13 protein-coding genes and 1 pseudogene are annotated in these 18,917 nt (G+C 58.0%); 3 read left to right on the forward strand and 11 right to left on the reverse strand.

Features of this window, described 5'->3' with window-relative positions; all coding sequences use genetic code 11:
• Nucleotides 1-5: 5 nt before the first annotated feature.
• From XH98_RS31440 to XH98_RS31460, 6 genes and pseudogenes are all read right to left on the reverse strand, one after another.
• Nucleotides 6-968 (reverse strand): carbohydrate ABC transporter permease, encoded by a 963-nt coding sequence (locus XH98_RS31440; protein WP_271620934.1) that lies wholly within the window; start codon nt 966-968, stop codon nt 6-8.
• 69 nt (nt 969-1,037) lie between these two features.
• Nucleotides 1,038-2,423, reverse strand: coding sequence for an ABC transporter substrate-binding protein (locus XH98_RS31445; RefSeq protein ID WP_271620935.1), 1,386 nt, complete (start codon nt 2,421-2,423; stop codon nt 1,038-1,040).
• Between the two features lie 200 nt (nt 2,424-2,623).
• Complete coding sequence (locus XH98_RS31450) at nt 2,624-2,953, reverse strand: hypothetical protein (protein ID WP_271597921.1); 330 nt, start codon at nt 2,951-2,953, stop codon at nt 2,624-2,626.
• A gap of 39 nt (nt 2,954-2,992) precedes the next feature.
• Nucleotides 2,993-5,101 (reverse strand): methyl-accepting chemotaxis protein, encoded by a 2,109-nt coding sequence (locus tag XH98_RS31455; protein ID WP_271620936.1) that lies wholly within the window; start codon nt 5,099-5,101, stop codon nt 2,993-2,995.
• Between the two features lie 585 nt (nt 5,102-5,686).
• Nucleotides 5,687-5,823: pseudogene (locus XH98_RS41300) on the reverse strand (IS110 family transposase); the annotation flags it as partial.
• Between the two features lie 661 nt (nt 5,824-6,484).
• Nucleotides 6,485-6,877 carry a sensor histidine kinase gene (locus tag XH98_RS31460; RefSeq protein ID WP_333932790.1) on the reverse strand — a complete coding sequence of 131 codons (393 nt, stop codon included), beginning with the start codon at nt 6,875-6,877 and terminating at the stop codon, nt 6,485-6,487.
• 398 nt (nt 6,878-7,275) lie between these two features.
• On the opposite strand from XH98_RS31460, the gene XH98_RS31465 reads away from it, so the two are divergent.
• The 3 genes from XH98_RS31465 to XH98_RS31475 all read left to right on the forward strand — a co-directional run bounded on the left by XH98_RS31465 (nt 7,276) and on the right by XH98_RS31475 (nt 10,030).
• A complete protein-coding gene (locus tag XH98_RS31465) occupies nt 7,276-8,940 on the forward strand; it encodes a methyl-accepting chemotaxis protein (RefSeq protein WP_271620937.1) in 1,665 nt (554 codons plus the stop codon).
• A gap of 62 nt (nt 8,941-9,002) precedes the next feature.
• Entirely contained in the window at nt 9,003-9,215 is a 213-nt protein-coding gene (locus XH98_RS31470) for a hypothetical protein (protein ID WP_271597916.1), read from the forward strand.
• 179 nt (nt 9,216-9,394) lie between these two features.
• A complete protein-coding gene (locus XH98_RS31475) occupies nt 9,395-10,030 on the forward strand; it encodes a LysE family translocator (RefSeq protein WP_271597915.1) in 636 nt (211 codons plus the stop codon).
• Nucleotides 10,031-11,031: 1,001 nt separating this feature from the next.
• Here XH98_RS31475 and XH98_RS31480 read toward each other — a convergent pair.
• From XH98_RS31480 to XH98_RS31500, 5 genes are read right to left on the reverse strand one after another with little or no spacing between them, the layout of a single operon-like run.
• Nucleotides 11,032-12,765 carry a dipeptide ABC transporter ATP-binding protein gene (locus tag XH98_RS31480; RefSeq protein WP_271620938.1) on the reverse strand — a complete coding sequence of 578 codons (1,734 nt, stop codon included), beginning with the start codon at nt 12,763-12,765 and terminating at the stop codon, nt 11,032-11,034.
• Complete coding sequence (locus XH98_RS31485; RefSeq protein WP_271597913.1) at nt 12,762-13,640, reverse strand: ABC transporter permease; 879 nt, start codon at nt 13,638-13,640, stop codon at nt 12,762-12,764. Before XH98_RS31485 ends, XH98_RS31480 begins: the two co-directional genes overlap by 4 nt.
• Complete coding sequence (locus tag XH98_RS31490) at nt 13,637-14,599, reverse strand: ABC transporter permease (RefSeq protein WP_271620939.1); 963 nt, start codon at nt 14,597-14,599, stop codon at nt 13,637-13,639. Before XH98_RS31490 ends, XH98_RS31485 begins: the two co-directional genes overlap by 4 nt.
• Entirely contained in the window at nt 14,596-16,284 is a 1,689-nt protein-coding gene (locus XH98_RS31495; protein ID WP_271620940.1) for an ABC transporter substrate-binding protein, read from the reverse strand. Before XH98_RS31495 ends, XH98_RS31490 begins: the two co-directional genes overlap by 4 nt.
• Before the next feature lie 34 nt (nt 16,285-16,318).
• Nucleotides 16,319-17,653 (reverse strand): NtaA/DmoA family FMN-dependent monooxygenase, encoded by a 1,335-nt coding sequence (locus XH98_RS31500; protein ID WP_271620941.1) that lies wholly within the window; start codon nt 17,651-17,653, stop codon nt 16,319-16,321.
• Between the last annotated feature and the right edge of the window lie 1,264 nt (nt 17,654-18,917).

The following is an 18,917-nucleotide window of genomic DNA, read 5'->3' on the forward strand; positions in this document are numbered from 1 at the left end:
CTCCTCTAGCTGACACGCTGCCGGACCAAGCGCCACAACTTCACCATGGCCATGGTCCCGAGAAGTACGATCAACCAATTGACGACCATAAGCGCTGCACCACGCCCGAAGGCAAGATTTTGAAAGGCCGTGATGTAGGCGCGGACCGAGAGCACGGAGGTACTGTCACCCGGGCCTCCTTGCGTTGTTCCGAAGATGATATCGAACTGATTGAGCGATTCGATCAGCCGAAATACCGCGGCGATCAGAATGTAGGGGGCGATGAGCGGAAGCTCGATATGGAGGAAGGTTGCCCAACCCTTCGCCCCATTCACCCGCGCGGCTTCTCTGACCTCATCGTTGATGCCCTGCAGGCCGGCGAAGATGATCAGCGCGAAAAACGGCGTATAAGTCCATATGTCGATGAGAACCAGCGAGAACATCGCCGTGCTGGCGTCGGAAATCCATGCGAACCGGCCGATCCCAACAAGCGAAAGCAAATAGTTCAGGATTCCGTTCTGCGGATCCATCATTGTGGTCCACATCAAAGCGACGCTCATTGGCGGCAGAACCAAGGGAAGGAGAATGACGGGTCGCATCAGCCGGGCAAGGAACACCCCACTTGCGAACAATTTGGCGAGCGCAAGCCCAAACAGCGCTTCCGCGAGCACGGCGGAGCAGGCATACGCCATGGTCGCCCGCACGCTATTCCAGAAATCCTGGGTCTTGATCGCTACATCATAATTGGCCAATCCAATGAAGCGAACCAGGGGACGGCCAAACCTCAGATCCGTCAGCGATTGAAAGACCCCATAGAAAAACAGAAAAAGAAATCCAAGCAGGATGATGATGGCGGGCGCAATCGCAGCAAGGCTCCACCAGTCAAGCGCATGCTGCTCGGCGCCTTGCACCTGCTCGTCCTTGGACGGTGCCAGTTGCCCTGCCGATGAGTGTAACGTCACGGTTGCGTCGGTGCCTCGAAGGTCCATCGCTCACTTCTCAAAAGATACTCGGGCGTGGTGGGGGGCGGCAAACCCTTTTGCCGTCCCCCGATCGCCTTACATGGAAGAGCGGATCTCGAAGGCGAGGTCGGTCAACGTCGCCTTCACGTCCGCCCCATTGACCATTTTCTGCATGGCGACTGCCCAGGCATTCATGGCCTCGGCAAACCCTACGCGCGGCGTAAAGGCGAGCGCAGCCCTGTCCTGCACGCTTTTGAAGGTATCCACGAAGTTCGCGAATTCCGGTTTAGCCGCATAGTCGAGCCAAACCTTGTCGCTCCAGGTCGAAGCGCGCGGAGAGTTGACGAGCTTGCCGGCGACGGCTCCGTTCAGCTCAACCTGCTTTGACGTCGCCCATTGAATGAACAGCCACGCCGCTCCCTTTTTCTGGGAGGCAGCATTCATGGCCAGGGACCAGATCCAGATGTTGGATTCGAAATTCTTGCTGTTCGGAGCGCGCAGCGGGGGAGCGAATGCGATCTTGCCCGAAGCGGGCTTGCCGGCAACATCGTTCCAGAACCCGAACATGTTGGAATCGATCGCCATCGCTGTCCGACCCGAATTGATACCGTCGACCACCTGATACCAGTTGTCGTTGGCAAAGGATGGAGCGGCGCACTTTTTGATCATCTCCACATAGTCTTTGTGAAAGACGATCGACTCAGGCGAATCGAGACCAGTTTCCAACTTGCCGTCCTTGACGACGAAGTCGTGGACACCATAGGACTTGGCGATCGAGACCGCGGCCGTGTGGATGCTGCTCCAGAAGCGCACTCCCCGAATCCCCAGAGGTGTGATCCCGGGATCAGCAGATTTCAGCTTCTCGCAAGCTGCAGACATGTCCTGCGGGGTTACCGGGACCTTGATACCGTGCTTGTCCAGAATGTCCTTGCGGTAGAACAACTGGATGTTTTCGAAGCCGTGCGGGATCGCCCATACCTGACCCCGGCCGGCCTCGATCTGCCCGCCCTTGATCTCCCAAGTCAGCGCGTCACGTAGTGCGGGGAAGAAGTCCTTGTAGTCATAGCTTGCCGAGGTGAGCTTGGGATCGTTCAGATAGCGATCGAGCGGCTCGAGCAGTTGGCCGGGTGCGAGATCCCAAGCCGGCTGAATCCCCGTGCCGACGACGTCCCAGGAGGGCGACTTTGTGCTCAGCTGGATGGTCAGCTTATTCCAGTAGGCGTCATCCGGATAAAGCTCGGGCGTCACCTTGATGCCTGTCAACTTCTCAAACTCAGGCAGCTGTGCTGCAACCGCGTCGGCATAGGGATGGATGTCATATGCCCACACGATCGAAGCGCCCTCGAACTGGCGCCAGTTGATATCCTCTGCTTTGGCCTGGCCGAAAGATGCGGCCGCACCGCCTAGCAGAGTTGAGCAAATCAGAGCGGTATTGAACAAATGAGCCGAATGGCCGCGCGAGGCGGCTTGCGTCCTTGGCATTAATCCCTCCTCTGGGCTCTTTGGCCCGGAAATTCACGTGCCCCTCCTCTTCCAGGGCCGCGAGTGTCGGGAACGCTAACCGTCATTTTCCGCCCATATTCACCCATTCCGATCGAAGTTGGGTAACATTGGGTAAGTCAAGAGAGCAAGCATCGCCAGAGCCAAAGCCAACGTGGGAGATGATCAATGCAGGCGGATGATCAAGCGCCGCGAAGCCAATCTCGTAACGACCCGTCAATCCGGGATAGCTGATCGAGCTTTTGCATCAGCAGCAGGTTCAAATGCTCTATTTGGTCTCGCCGTTCGTCGAAGGTGCGACGATCTTGCTCTCGAGCGGCTCTTTCAAGGGAGACGAGAACGCGCTGCAGAATACCGATGCATTGCCGCAACCTTTCGCAATCTCCGATCGCGCCGACGATCTGTTGTCTCGGCTGGCCAAACGGCGGAGCGATGATTGTTGACCCCGCAGCTTGGGAAACGGCCAGAACTGCTTCCGTCGGAGCGCCAGTTTGTGTTGTTTTGCAATTCATCCAAAAGCTTTTGCTTGTTTGCATTGAGCGAGAGAAAGCTCAGGCTGCGCGAACGCTTTGCAGGAACTTCTCCACTTCTGTCCTGAGCCGCGAGCTGTAGCTGGACAGGACCCGCGCTGAAGCAAGCAGCTGACCTGAAGCCTCTCCAGTTTTATTGGCCCCGCGCTGCACGTCCACGATGCTTGAGGCGACCTGCTCTGTCCCTTGCGCTGCATGCTGAATGTTGCGCGAAATTTCCTGCGTGGCGGCGCCCTGCTCTTCAACCGCAGAGGCAATTGCCGACGATATTTCAGAGAGCCTACCGATCGTGAGGCCGATATCCCTGATGGCCGAAACAGACTTCTGCGTTGCCGATTGGATGTCATCGATTTGGTTGGCGATCTCGCCTGTCGCCCTCGCCGTTTGCTCGGCCAGAGCCTTGACTTCGCTCGCCACGACAGCAAACCCGCGGCCCGCCGCGCCTGCTCGCGCCGCTTCGATCGTGGCATTCAAAGCCAGCAGATTGGTCTGCCCGGCAATATTGTTGATAAGCGCAACGACATCCCCGATGCGCGTGGCCGCCGCCGAGAGCGCGTTCACGCGATCGTTGGTTTGGTGGGCTTGTCGAACCGCCCCACTCGCAATCAAAGCGGCTTCCTGAACTTGCCGGCTGATTTCGGTCACCGAAGAGCTCATTTCCTCGGTCGCGCAGGCGACCGATTGCACATTGCTGGAAGCCTCCCCGGAGGCGATAGACACCTGAGCAGAGAGCCTTTGCGTCGTCTCGGCCGTGTTGCTGAGGGCATTGGCGGCTGCCTCCAAATCGGTCGAAGACGAGAACAAGGTATGTACAATATCTCCAACCGCACTCTCGAAGCGGCTGGCGAGTTGTAGGAGCTCCGTGCGGCGCTGATGAAGCGCACGAGCCTCGCTCTCCGCCTGCTCGGTTCGCAATTGATCAGCCTCGATCATGCCCCTTTTGAAGACTTCGACTGCATCTGCCATTTCGCCGATTTCGTCAGGCCGTCCAATCCCAGGCACTGTTACGGACGTATCATGAGCTGCCAGCCTGCCCATCGCGGCTGTCATTCCCTGAATGGGTGTCGCTATGGCGCGCGCGGTCAGGAACGCAATGACAATGCCGAGCGCCACTCCAGCAACAAGAAGTCCCCATAGCGTCACTCTCAACAGCCGTAGACCCGCTTCCACCTCATGTGCGCCGTCAGCGAGCAGCCCCATCTGGACGGTCTTGATTCCGCCACTTCGCGCTCCATCCTCGCCGGTGGTGCCGTCGAGCAGGTCCAGGATCTTGAGCGCGCGTGGCGCCGTTTCGCTGGCGAGAATGTCGGCGGGCAAATTCCAGCCAGGGGAGTCCCGCAGGGCGAAGATCCTTTCAAAGAGCGATGAAAATTCCTGCGCGGCCTTGGTGACCTTATCGAACGATTCCCTTTGCCTGGGCGTAAGAAGCGAGGCCTGGGCGGTCACGTCGGCGAGGCCCCTCTCGAACAGCTCCCAAGGCTTGAAGCACTTCTGCTTATCTTGCTTTTTGCCCGTCATCAGATATGTCCGAAGCAGTGATATTGCGGCCGCGAAATTGCCGCGCGTATCGGCTAGCGCTTTCAACAATTGCTTTCTCTCGGGTGTCGCCTCAAGGCCTCCCTCCTCGTCGATCATTCGAGTGGTTTCGGAAAAAATGCTCTCGGCACGGGGGTCTGCCTCCGTCGTCATGAGCTTTGTCGCCGGATACGCGTCCGCGGTGAACGCAACCGCCTCCGCCTTCTCCTGGGCTGCATGAAACTCTGAAATCAAAGCCTTGGCATCCGTCCACTTGTCTCGAGTTTCGGAGCCGGCGAAGTCTTTCGACAGTTCGTCAAACGCGACCACCATCGCATCCATTTTTTTCCACATGGCCAGCCGGTCGAGCTTGGCCTGCGAATTGCCGTTCAAGAGATAGCCGCGCAAAGCCGAGAGCGTCGCATGAATATTGCCGACCAATTCGCTACTGGCGATCGCCGCCGGCGTGCGCGAGCTCACCATCTGGTTGACGGTGATAGAGACGGCGGTGACCGACACGAGTGTGACTGCGACTGAGAGCACAAAAATCGTACACACGACAAAGAAGCCGGCGACAAGTCGGCCACGAATGCGAAGTTTCAATCTGGCGAACATCCCAATTCCCCAACAGCCCATGATCCCTCTATCTTGGGGAGGGACATTTATGATCCGGTTAGTCAAAATTTTTCCGAGCCATCGCGCCTCGCAGCAAATTTTGGACGACACGCAGTCGCGCCGATCATTCAAAGATGGCTGCATCACAAAATTTGTCGCCGAATGGCCTCCTTCAGGCTGCGCATTTACCTCAAGCGAGATGCGCCTCTCGAGCACACAAGCATGTCGAGCGAGGTCGGACTCGGGTGGGGAGACGATAGGCGCACATCCGCGCTGCAGCGTTTAAATGTCACCTTAATCTCCGCGACCCGTACCGCAAGTCTCTCTCGAAGCGCGTGATCAAGCTGCAGCGTAGTTCGGCTAGCGAGAGCTCCGTCCGCAGACAATGACAGAATACAAAATCTCGGGCTGGCTCCGCCTTCCGCTGCATTCTCAGGGACTTGGCCTTGAGGTGCTTTTTGGGGGGCGCAGGCCCTACCAGGCGTGGGCGCATCGCGCTCGGAGTCGCGTGCCCCTTCGGGTCGCTGTGCGCAGGCTCTCCGGGTGCCATTTTGCCTTGAGGCGCGCAGCGACAAGACTGGTTCAAGGCAAACGCCTAAAGAACTCCAAAACCTGCCCGCGCTTCAATTGCGCCGCAGAACTAGTTGCTCGGTGCCATCAACGCCATGCAACTGAAATACACTCTTTGACGTATCCAAACCGATGCGAACGTTCGTTTCCATGGGAGGCTCCTTCGTGCGAGGTCAGCGACGACCTCATTTTGCCACGCAGTGTGGCGGAAGGGGGCCATCCACCCCAACACGAGACGAGAGCCCGCGCGGCAAAAACCGCACGCGCGAAGCAGAAAATCCGCTGGCCCCAGGGTCTAAATGTCCTCGCGCGCATGCGTCTGCGCGTCATTGGTCCTGATTTGAAGCATGGAAAGCGCCTCTTCAGTTCTTCTCAACCGCTCTTGTGCCCTCCCCCCGGGTTGCAAATTCGCACCTGAGGCAGCCATACATTCCAAGCGCGTAACCAGAGGCCGGCAGTTCACAGGTGACTGCAACCATTTCATTCCCATTGTGCTGTGAGGTGGCTCGGGCGAGGGGGTAGCGTGGGTCGCCCAGAGCGCGCTAGGGCCGTATTCCAGTTTGGCGTCATGGACGCTCGTTTCTGATGCCGCGCCACGTCGCAATATTCTCAAGGCAATTTCATCTTTGCGTCAGCGCGCCTGTTTGAAAAGGAGCGAGGGTCAGCGGCTCCTTGACGTACATTTTCACGATGAGGCGTATGCCAAGTCGCTCCCTGTCCCGACGGCTCGCGGGTTATCTTTTCAGACCCAAGCAAGGTGCGAAGCCATGCGCCGACATGCTCACTTGGCAACAACGCGCTGCGATAGCGAAGTTAGCTCCCTGGCCTGTGCTTTCGCGGAAAGCTATTTCTCCGGCGATTTCGAGCCTGGATATTCTCAATTTCGATGACACCGCTCGCCTGATCGATCGCCCGTTTGGCGATCGATAGACCGAGCCCGCAGCCCTCGCCGCTCGGCGCTCCGCCGCGGAAGAAGGGCTCGAATATGCGCACGATGTCAGCCTGCGTGATACCGGGCCCGCCATCCTCGATTTGGACGACCGCCATTTCGCCCTCCCCGGTGACGCCAAGATCGACTGTACCACCGTCCGGCGAAAACTTGATTGCGTGGCCTCGCCTTGAACCGTCCCTGGGCTTCGGCTGTGATCCTTGTTGCCATTGTCGTGCTGATTGCGGTCCTGCCCCAACGCCCTGGCCGGCACGCAGAAACTAGGGTCGTCCGGCAAATGCGGTAACCTTGCGCAGTGCGGGACAGTTCTGCACCCCGGAGCATATGCCGTGTCGAGCACCCCGGGGGGCCGCTACGGATCAATTGCGACGATTTGGCTCGTTTTAACAGCGGACATATCCTCGGCCGTGAGATGCGGCTGCCATCTGCCAGAAACAGACTCATGCGCGGCTGCGAACAGGCGGTATCAATGGCAGTGATCGTCGGTGACGAAAGCTGCACGAAAACACAATCAGCAAGTTCCACTCGCAGAACCGCCAATTTCTTTCGCGCAAAGAATGACATCGTACAAATACGGGGGCGTTCGCATAGTTAGCGATCCGTTTACACTGCTTGCCTATTCTTTAGGCATTGCTCAGCCGTGTCGGGATGGACCATGTTTCGCCGGATCAACAAAGTCGTTCAAGACGCCATCGGAACCGCGCAGGCGGTCAATCGTTCGCAAGCTGTGATCGAATTCGAGCCGAATGGGACGGTTGTCACCGCTAACGCCAACTTCCTCGCGGTCGTTGGGTATTCGTTATCGGAGATACAAGGCAAGCACCACAGCATCTTCGTTCCTTCGGCCGAGCGCGAGAAGCCCGGCTATGCCGAGTTCTGGAAGAGGTTAGCGCGCGGCGAATTCCAGGCCGCGCAGTACCACAGGATCAGAAAGGACGGCTCCCCGCTGTGGCTACAAGCGACCTACAACCCCATTCTTGGAAAGGACAGGAAACCCTACAAGGTCGTAAAGATCGCTACGGACATCACTGCGCAACACGTAAAGAATGTTGAGCAAAACGGAAAGATTGCCGCGCTGGATCGTGCGCAGGCCGTCATTGAATTCGACTTGAACGGCAACATCATCACCGCAAACGAAAATTTCCTGAGAGTGATGGGCTACGGATTAGCTGAAATTGCCGGCAAGCACCATTCCATCTTCGTTGATTCAAACTTTGCGGCAAGCACCGCGTACAAAGAGGGATGGGCTAAACTGAACCGGGGCGAGCTTGTCAGCGGCGAATTCAAGCGCCTGGCTAAGGGCAACCGCGAAGTTTGGATATTAGCGTCGTACAATCCGATCCTCAACGAGTTCGGAAAGCCCATCAAAATCGTCAAATTTGCAACTGATGTAACCAGAGAACGCCTGGAATCCGCCGACACGAAGGGGCAGATTGAGGCCATTCGAAAATCGCAGGCGGTTATTGAATTTGCAATGGATGGCACCATCCAATGGGCGAACGAAAACTTCCTTGGTGCGATGGGCTATGCCTTGGGTGAGGTGAAAGGAAAACATCACGGCATGTTTGTCGATCCTACTGAACGCGGCTCTTCCTCTTACAAGGAGTTTTGGGATCGCCTTAGAGCCGGTGAATATCAGGCCGGTGAATTTAAGCGGCTTGCAAAGGGCGGCCGCGAGATTTGGATCGAAGCCTCGTACAATCCTATCATCGATCCCAACGGCAAACCTTTCAAGGTTGTGAAATACGCGACCGACGTGACGGAGAAAGCTGTTGCACGGATGAAGGCTGAAGAGGCTAAGGGACTCATTCATTCCGTCGCAGCCGGAAGCGAAGAAATGTCTGCTTCGATCCGCGAGATTTCCGAAACGATGGTCAAGGCCCGCAGCGTAGTAGACACGGCAGTCAGCCGAGTCGAAGGCGCAGATGGCCAAGCGCAGCGTCTCACGATGGCAACCGATGCGATGGGCGGGATCGTCGAGTTGATCGCGAACATCACTGGGCAGATCAATCTTCTCGCGCTGAATGCGACTATCGAATCTGCTCGCGCTGGCGAAGCGGGGCGCGGCTTTGCCGTTGTTGCATCGGAGGTCAAGAGTTTGGCAAATCAAGCTAAGCAGGCCACCGACAAGATCAATGCTGAGATAGCCGCGCTTACCGGCGCGTCCGGTGATGTGTTAGGTGCGCTAAATGCAATCAAATCGGCTATTGTGAACGTTGACGAATATGTCACCAGCACCGCTGCGGCAGTCGATGAACAAAGCGCAGTGACTGCCGACATGGCCTCGAATATGCAACGGGCGGCACTGGCGTTGGCCTAGTATTGTAAGATCGTCGCACGCAAACAGGGAGCAGCTGGGAAGCTGCGCATTGGATTTAGACGATGGACAACCTGGACTTAATGAACGCAGAACTTCGGAAACACCGACTAGAATTGGAGGTTGTTGACCGAGAGGTGAACGAGATTGCTTCTATCAGCGATGTTGCCGTTCTCCCTGCACTGAAGCGTGCTTCTGAGCGCATGCGCGAGATCGCCCGAAGAATCGAAGTTCTTACGGCAGCTATTGCACACAGCGGCCCAGACGGCACGTCCTGAGCATTGCGGCTCAGGGGTACTCGGGACGAATTGGCCGGTTTAAGTTCAGGTCCCTCTACCCCTAACAGAAGCCGACATATCTTCGCGGTGGGACACCGGCGGCGATAAGCCAAATGCCGACTTCTCGGAAGCAATTTCCGGGCTGTTGCCTGAGGCTTTTTAGTGGTAATAGCGCGCTCATGTTTGATCCCATCCAATTCGCACTCTACATTACTGCCGCGCTGCTACTTGCCATAACGCCGGGGCCGGGCATTTTTTACGTGGCTGCACGGACCCTCGCGGGTGGCCGGGGCGAAGGTATTAGCTCCAGCCTTGGAACCGGCTTAGGTGGTATGGTTCACGTCGTCGCTGGAGGCTTGGGGATTTCGGCCATCGTGCTGACCAGTGCAGAACTATTCACCGCGCTTAAGTTCGTGGGAGCCGCCTATCTCGTTTGGCTGGGTGTACGCACGTTCCGATCCGCGCGTAAGGATGCGGGGTTCGGCAAAGCGACGGCCTCCATTGGGACGCGGCGAGCGTTTCGGGAGGGGGTACTTGTGGAAGCGCTGAACCCCAAAACCGCAGCGTTCTTTCTAGCCTTCATTCCACAGTTCGTCGACTTGAACGCTGGACATGTGGCGATCCAGTTTATTGTTCTCGGCGCGGTGTCAGTCTTTTTAAATACGCTGGCAGACATTGTGGTGGCTTTTGCTGCAAGCAGTATCCGAAGCGGTGTAGCTGAACGCCCAAAACTTATTCAAAGACTGCGCGAAGGGTCAGGCGCAGCGATGGTGATGCTTGGCTTAGGTTTGGCTTTCGCTAAACGGCCTTCCTGAGGTTCAGGGCCATTACCGCTATGGGTTAACCTGCGAAGGGCGCGGCGCAGCTTCGCAGGCGAGCCAATTTCGGACCCATGCGCCGCATCAAGGGGCATGATGACGCCCGGCGCGTTTGCCGACGCCGAAGCGTCTTACCGCCGTTCGACGACAACTGTTCCTCTGACGACAAATAATGTCCGGTTGCCGTCAGTTACCTCCGTGGCGACGCAGGTGTTGTCGGAACGCACCGCGGTTCTTTTCAGGTCGGCCGGCATCCGCTGGGCGGCTCGGTCACATGCTGCCTTATCAGTGGGGAATAGTGCTCCAATAGGGTCTTCAATTTTTCGCCCGCGCATGCTGATGAAAGAAGTAGCGAGGCATTGGCACCTGCTCCATTCAGAGTCAGCGAAACTTAGCAGTCAACGAAAGGTTGCGCGGTTTGTGCAAAAGTGAAATTACCTTTGTTGAGCCTCAGAATATTTGTCTCGCGCCTCTTGCCCTTGATGATCTCGGCAAGGACGCGGGCACTCTTCGGCTTGGACCCGCCTTGCGTGGCCTGCGTGATCTATTCAACGAACATAACCCTCGCCCACGGCGATAAATCACTTTGCCAACAAAGCAGCCATTCTTTCGGCTCTCATATCCGGCCCTCGAGCCAATATTTGTTGTGTTTCGTTCGGTCGCGGAACGACGATGAGCTTGCCAAGTTTTCCCGATGGCTCGGGTTCGTGATCCCGGGCCAGAAGGTGACTTGTGCCCCAGCTCACTTACCCTTTTGGTGACGCTGGGGCCTTTTTGTCTGCCGGCCGGCCAGCGTCAATCTCGGCGCAGACCCTCCGCCTCGGTCAACGCGTCACCTCGGCGTTGTCTTCGGTTTTTGCGGCTCTTCCTCAAGTAATGACTTCCCAGCCACAACTGCGATCTTCGCTACCGGGCCCCGACGAAAGTGCCCAAATGCGCTCAGTCGTCTACCTCCTGTTGCTGCGAACCGGCGATTGAGCGGCTGGCCTATGAGGATTTTACGCCGCCTGGAAATGCAATCGTGGAACGGCCGCGACCAGCCTCCTCGTATAGGGTTGTTGAGGCCGCAAAAACACCTCGTCTGCTCCGCCAGCTTCGATGGCCACGCCATGATTCATGACAAGAACACGGTCGCTCAGGTGGTGCACGACGCCGAGATCATGCGAGATGAAGAGATAGCTGACGCCCAAATGAGACTTGAGGTCGCCAAGCAGATCGAGAATTTGCGCCTGGATGGATACATCAAGTGCCGCGACCGGCTCGTCACACACGATGATCCTGGGGCGTGGAGCAATCGCGCGGGCGATCGCAACCCTCTGGCGTTGACCGCCCGACAGCTCCAGTGGACGCCTGGTCCTGAAGCCTGGTGACAGACCCACAAGATCAAGCAGCTCACTGAGCTCGTATTGTCGACTGCCTCTGTCCAGGGAAGAGGCTCCGCGGCGTGTGACCAAGGCATCTTCGATGACCCGCTCGATGGTCCAGCGCGGATCGAATGAACTGAGTGGGTCCTGGTAGATCACCGAAATATCCGATCGCCGGCGTCGTCGCTGCTTCTCTGTCGCAGAGGTCCACGGTTCTCCTTCAAGCCTCACCTCTCCTTCATCAGGCATTTCGAGCGCGAGCGCCATGCGTGCTACGGTCGTCTTCCCAGAGCCTGACTCCCCGACGATGCCAAGCGTCTCTCCCTCGGCGAGGCTGAACGAGACCTCATTGACGACGGTACGCAGCTTGCCATCCGGTCCGCGAAAGCGCTTGACGAGCCTTTCCGCCTCGAGCAGCGGCTTACCACGCTGTGCGATATTCGATCGGTTCAGCTCTCTGGTCTCTTCGCCTGAAGCCGAGACGAAGCGCGGCGCTCTGGAGGACGACAGACGGCTCCCGCGTGACCGGACGGACGGGATCGCCTTGAGAAGGCCCCGGGTATATTCATGTCTCGGATCGCCAAAGATCTGTTCTGATGAGCCATGCTCGACCATTTCGCCGTGCCGCATGACGATGACTTCGTCGGCCATCTGCGATACCAGGGCAAGATTGTGGCTGATGAGGATCATGGCCTTGCCGCGCTCGCGGGTTTCGCTGAGCAGATCCAGGATCTGCGCCTGGATGGTGACGTCCAGCGCCGTCGTGGGCTCATCTGCGATCAAAAGAGCCGGATCGAGAGCGATCGCGGTCGCAATCAGGGCTCGTTGCCGTTGGCCGCCTGACAGCTCATGTGGAAGCTGCCGCGCCTTCACCGCCGGCTCGGGCACGCCGACGAGCTTCAGAAGCTCAACCACCCGTTCTGTCAAGTCTGCGCCCGTCCTGATGGCACGGTGAACAGTCAGCGCTTCACCGATCTCGTTGCCGACCGGTCTTAACGGATCGAGCGACACAAGCGCGTCCTGCAACACGAAGCCGATGCGCTTGCCGCGCAAGGCTCTCCATTCCTTGTCACCGAGCCGATCAATATTCTGTCCCTGAAAGGTCAGGCGGTCAGCCTGGACATGAGAACGCGTGCCCGTCAGGCCAACCAGGGTCCGGGCGGTAACGCTTTTGCCTGAACCAGATTCACCGACGATCGCGACGCACCGGCCTTCCTCAACAGTGAAAGAGACCCCCTTGACCACAGCTCGACGCGCATGCGCCGGCCCGAAAGAAACGTTGAGGTTTTGTACCGTGAGCAGCGGGTCGCTAGCCGGGAACCGTGTGGCGTTTGGCCGGAAAGAAGCTGCGGGATAGGTCACATTCATGAAAGCTCGATCCTTCCTTCCAGGCGTTGCTGCACGTACTGGCCGATGACAGTCACAGAAAGCGCGAAGGCAGCGATCGCTATACCGGGCATGATTTCGAGCCACCATGCATAGATCACGTAGTTGCGGCCGGCATTGAGCAGCGCGCCCCATTCCGATGACGGGGGCGCAACTCCCAGGCCGAGAAATGATAGGCCGGATGCCCAAATGATCGCTTGCCCGATCCCGAGCGTGAACATTGTCGCAAGAGGGCTGATGGCGTTGGGAAGGATATGCTTGAACAGGATGCGCCGTGGCGAGTGGCCGAGCGCCTTTGCCGCCTCAACATACCCGGTCGCTTTGACCCTCAGAACCTGCACCCTCACCATGCGCGCATAGCCGGGCGACGTTCCAAGGCCGACGGCGATCATCAGCGTCGAGACCGAGGTGCCCAGCAACGAAACGAAGAGAAGCGCCAGGAACAGAGTGGGGAGAGCGAACAAGGCGTCGAAGAGCCGGCTGAGCACATTGTCGATCCAGCCGCCGGACAGGCCCGCCGTCACACCCAGTATGAGCGCGATGGCGAGGCTGAGCGCACTCGCACCGAGGCCAATCGAGAGAGACTGACCTGTCCCTGCCACGATACGGGAATAGAGGTCTCGTCCGGATTGGTCCGTCCCCAGCCAATGGGTCAATGAGGGAGCCTTGAGAGGTGACATCAAGCTCAGCGCCAGCGGATCATGCGTCTGAAGCAATTTCGGCTCGATCGCTGCGACCAGGAAGAACACGACGAAGACAGTCGCGATGAGGACCGGAACCGGAAGCGTACGAGCGCCTCCTAGCACTCTTCCAGGGAACGCTTTTGCGTGTCCGGCGGAGCTCGTGGCGAAACTCATGCCTGCTTCATCCTGGGATCGATAAGCTGCACCGCGATATCCACGACCAAGCTGGCCGCGACAAACAGGGAAGCTGAAACCAAGATCACCCCCGAGACGACCGGGACATCGCGTGTCGACGTTGCCGCGACAAGAACGCCGCCCAGCCCTTGACGGCCGAAGACCGCTTCGATCAATACCGCGCCCGACAGCAGCTTGCCGATGATCCAGCCGGAAAGGGTGATCCCTGGCAAGGCAGCATGGCGCAGAGCGTGACCCAGGCGGACGCTGAAATCTCCTGTCCCGCGCATCCTGGACGAGGTGATGAAGGGCTGGTCGAGAACTCGCGTGAATTCACTCAGGACCGCCTGACCAAGAAAGCCGTAGATTTCCAAGGCCAGGGCCATTGTCGGCAGAACTAGGCCCATGAGCGTGTTGCCGCCGACGACAGGAAACAGTCGAAGCTGGATCGCGAAGACGACCAGCAGGATTGTCCCCAGCCAATAGGGCGGCAAGATTGCCAGGAGAACCTGAAATCCGCCGAGCGCCCTGGACCACATGTTGTCGCGCCCGGCGAAAAGAACCGTGGTCATGATGGTGATGATCCAAGCCGCCAAAATGGCGGCGAAGGCGAGCGCAATCGTCGGTCCGATCTGGCGCACAATCAGACCCGTGACAGGTTGATATTGAACGTAGGACTGCCCGAGGTCTCCGTGCATCATATCCCTTATATACTTTCCGTATTGCACGAAGACGGGTTGATCGAAGCCATATCTGGCATTGATGGCGAGCAGCTGGCCCCGGGAAATCTCTCCCACGCTTCCGCTATTTGCATTGAAGATGATCTGGGCGCGCTCCCCGGGCATCAGAAACTGCACAAGGAAGGTGAATGTCGCCGCGGCCCAGACCACGATCACGCCGGATAAGAGCCGGCGCGCCAGCCAGAGGCTTCGGTGGCCTATCCTCTTCGCCGCATTCATTTCTTGCCGGAGAAGTAGGCGTCCGAGAAAACGGGTTCACCCACCGACCCGCTGTCGAGCCAGACGTCCTTCACATTATCGGCTAAAGCGAGGGTGACATCCAACACCGTGTAACTCAGGGACGGCGCGTTCTCGACGATCCGGCGCTCCGCCTGCTGGTAAAGCGCGATGCGTTGCACCTTGTCAGGCGCCTGTTCGGCCTTCCGGATGATGTCCCACAGCGGCAGATCCTGATAGCGGGATGGATTGAAGGGATTGCGGACACCATTCAGGTCGGGCTTGTATGAGATGCGATAGATCTCGGCGCCGGGCGCAACCCAATACAGGGGAACGATCTCATAGTCATTTGGACCAAAATTCTTTCCCGCCCAGAAATCAGCCTGGTTGGTGGGCTGGAGCCGCACGTCGAACCCCGCAGCCTTCGCTTGCTGCTGGATGATCTGCAGGACCTGATCGCCATCGGGAGGCGAAAAGGCGTTGGTGTAGGTGATGCGTATGATCAGCGCTTTGCCGTTCTTAGCTCGAATGCCGTTTGCATCGCGCTCCGTCCACCCGGCCTCATCGAGCAGCTTGTTCGCCTTCTCGATGTCATAGGAATAGGATTTTGAGAGGTCGCTGACATATTCCGGCGAGCTTCGGCTCAAAGCGAAATTGCCCTCATAGGGCAGCGAGCCGAGAAAGGCCGCTTGCACGGCAGCACGCCGGTCGGAAGAATAAGCAAAAGCCTGCCTGACACGTACGTCGTCGAACGGCGGTCTCTCCGAGTACAACGCAAGCCGAAGCGGGGTTCCACCCGTCAGGTGACGCACGATCGTGAAGTGGGAATTGGCGTCCTGCCAGTTGACGGCCGGGATATGATAGACAACGTCGGATTCGCCGGTCAGAAGCGAGCCATAGCGTATCGTGGGGTCAGCAAGAAAACGCCACTCGATGCCCTCGACATAGGCTGGGCCTTGATGCTTGGCGTTCGCCGGCGCCGAATTATAATTGGGGTTTCGACGAAATATGACGTTCTTGCCACGATTCCATTTCTCCACGATGAACGGACCTGAACCCACCGGGCTTTCGCAGTTCACAGCCTTGCCACGCTTCAGCGCCGTCGGCGACAGGATACCTTGCGAGGACTGCGCAAAGACATTCAATAGCGGCTCGAAGGGCGTGTTGAGCGTGACCTTGAACGTCAGCGGGCCAGTTGCCGCCGCGGATTCGAAGACGCCCTTGAGATAAGGGCCGGCGGTGGGATTCTCCAGCTCCGGATTGTCGCTCAGCCATCCATTGATGTTATCGACGACCGCTTGTGCGTCCAGAATAGTCCCGTCCGTGAATTTGACGTCGGGCTTGATCTGGAAGGTATAAATGGTGCGGTCATCCGAAATGCTCCAGCCGGTCGCAAGCCAAGGCAGGATTTTTCCGTCGTCAGCCCTAACGACCAGATTGTCGCTGAATTGACGCTGCAGGTACCATTGCTGCACCCAACCACCGTAAAGGCACGGCGGCTCCTGGAAGTGACCGTACCGGATAATCCCGCCCGATTGCGGCTTGCCAGCTGTAGCATCCTCAGCCTGCACGGCATCCGCGATCGAAAGGCCCGACATCGCGATGGCGATGATTGCGGCGTGAGACTTCAGACGACGATTAAGACTTTTGAGAAGAAACGCCGAACGAACGGCAGCTGGCTTAGACATGATAAGCTCCAAATGTGACAAGGGGAGAAGAACGTTAGGCGGCGGAGACCTGCTCGGCGCGCTCACCCGGCAGCGGAATGCCAAGATGCTCGCGCAGCGTTTCGCCGCGATAATCCGAGCGGAATAGGCCGCGCCGCTGCAGAATGGGAACAACATGATCGACGAACGCAGGCGTGCCGTCGGACAGAACATCCGGTATGACGTTGAACCCGTCGACTGCGTCAGAGCGGAACCACTCTTCGAAGGACGCGGCAATCTGTTCCGGCGTTCCAACCAGGATGCGGTGGCCGTAGGCAGGCGCCTCGACGATGATCTGACGGACGGTTTTGCCGGAACGCGCGAGAGCTTCCACCGTGCGATGCTGGCCGATCGAAAAAGCCGCGTCCGCATGTTCCGTCAGCAAACTGAGATTGATTGGTTCGTCGATCTTCAGCTTCTCGGCAGGAATGCCGAAACGACTGGCCAGCCCATCAACGGCAACGTCGAAGTTGAGAAGGTCATCAAGCTCCGCCTTGCGCTTGATCGCTTCCTTTTCGGTTCCGCCGACGAACGTGACGATACCTGGCAGGACGAGGGGCGCCCGTCGTCCATGTTGAGAAGCAAAGGACCTGAGGCGATCGGCCTCCCGCAAGGCGATTTCCAAATCGCCTGTCGATGAGAACACGGCATCGGCACTTCGCGCCGCGAACTGAAGTCCCTGATCCGATCCACCGGCCTGGAAGATGACCGGCTGTCCCTGTCGTGAGCCCGGGTGTGTCAATGGCCCGCTGATATCGAAGAACTCGCCGGCATGCCTCCTCGTCCGCAGCCTGCCCGGATCACCAAACCGCCCGGAGGCCTGATCCAGGATCAGAGCACCTTCTCCCCAGCTCAGCCAAAGGGTTCGCACGGCTTCCACGAATTCTTCGGCCCGGCGGTAGCGGTCATCACGTGACAGCTCGCGGCCACCAAAGCTCCTCGCTGTATAGACATTGGATGTCGTAACTGCGTTCCAGGCCGCACGGCCGCCACTGACAACGTCAAGCGACTGGAATCGGCGCGCGAGGTTATAGGGTTCGTTGTAGGTGGTGGATGCCGAGCCGATCAGGCCGACAAATCTTGTTTCTCTTGCAATGCTGGCAAGCGTAATCGTCGGCTCGATGCCATTGAGCGGCGGGTGCTTGTCGATTGCCGGATTGAGCGCCGGCGTGTCGGCGAGGAAAACCGCGTCCAGCTTTCCACGCTCGGCGAGCTTTGCGGCTCGTACGTAGTGCTCTATATCATAGAATGCTCCGGGAGGATTTCCGGGCCACCGCCAAGCTGCTGCATGTCCCCCAGCGCCATGCAGGTTCAAGCCAAGATGAAGCTCACGTCCAAACGCTGACGTCATCACGCGGCATATCCGACACGGGCACTGGTACGCCGGAAGTTCAAAAACGTCATCGCACTCGTCTCAATCTTAGGTCACCATGAACGCCTCATGGCACTTCAACATTGTCGAGCAGTTGGCCAGCGTCAACCACGCTGGCAAAATAAGAATGCCTGTTTTTAGTTCGTGCCGCCGGACAATTGATTTCTGTTAGCAATACCTCACGTCGCGGAACGTTAAACTCCGCGACCGAGAAGCCCATTTCTCTGGTTTGCAGTCACATCGATGGAAACGATGGCGGCGATCAAGCCGGAGCCACGTGGACACAATTCGCTACAATTTATTTCAGCGACAGGGACAAGAGCGTCATCTGTTCACCGCGCAAAACGATTGGATCTCATGGCGCGCGATTCGGAAAGAAGGCCGCGATCGGGCCGTAATAAGCTTGCGCGTTCTGAGCTTTCAGGACTGAAGCCGCTCAGCTCGCCTGGCAAGATGATGGCGCGTCGAGCTCTGAAGTTTCCAACCGTGACCAAACGCTGGGCAACCATCGCTGCAAGGAGTTAAAAGGGATCACTGATCGGCTGTCCCGTATCGATCGACCCTGCTCGTTAACGGTTTTGGGCGTGCGAAGGACGCATCGCCTTAAGAGAAATGGCACCGGCAGGAGGGTCAGCATAGCGCCGACGCGTAGCGGCGGGACCCGGGACCGAGTGCAGTCGCGAGACCGGTTAAAAAGGCACCCGAGCTCGGGGCAGTGTTAGCGACGCCGGAATGCAATGACGGCGCGACCCGAGAGCGAGTGCCTCCGGCGAGCGACTCAATGCGGATTCACATCTCCTTGGTATCAATTTTGCTTTTGTGATAACGTCTCACTCGTGCGCATGTCTATGCACGGCGTGGGCATGTTAACTGAGAGCCAATTCTTACAGAGGACGACATGGCCAAGAAAGCGAAGAAGGCAAAGAAGACCGCGAAGGCAGCTACCAAGAAGGTGGCAAAGAAGACTTCAAAGAAAAAGAAGTAGTCTTATCGGCTACTGATATATTGCGCCTCCGGGTCGAAACCCAGATGAAGAGCGAGACCTCCCAAAGGATATGAAGCGTCCTTTGCAGCCGTTTGGTATCGCGGCAAGCTAAGATAAGGCCGGACCTTTGTGCAGGTGGCTGCTGCATAAAAGTCCGGTTTTTCGTTTCTGCCCGGCGAGGGCGGTGATCTGCTCGTGCGCGAGGGATCGAAGCCGCACGGCGGCCGAGATGTAAGGCGGCTCGGTTCATATGTGGAT

Origin of the sequence: Bradyrhizobium sp. CCBAU 51745 (assembly GCF_028128715.1) — a bacterium.
Classification (GTDB): Bacteria; Pseudomonadota; Alphaproteobacteria; order Rhizobiales; family Xanthobacteraceae; genus Bradyrhizobium; species Bradyrhizobium manausense.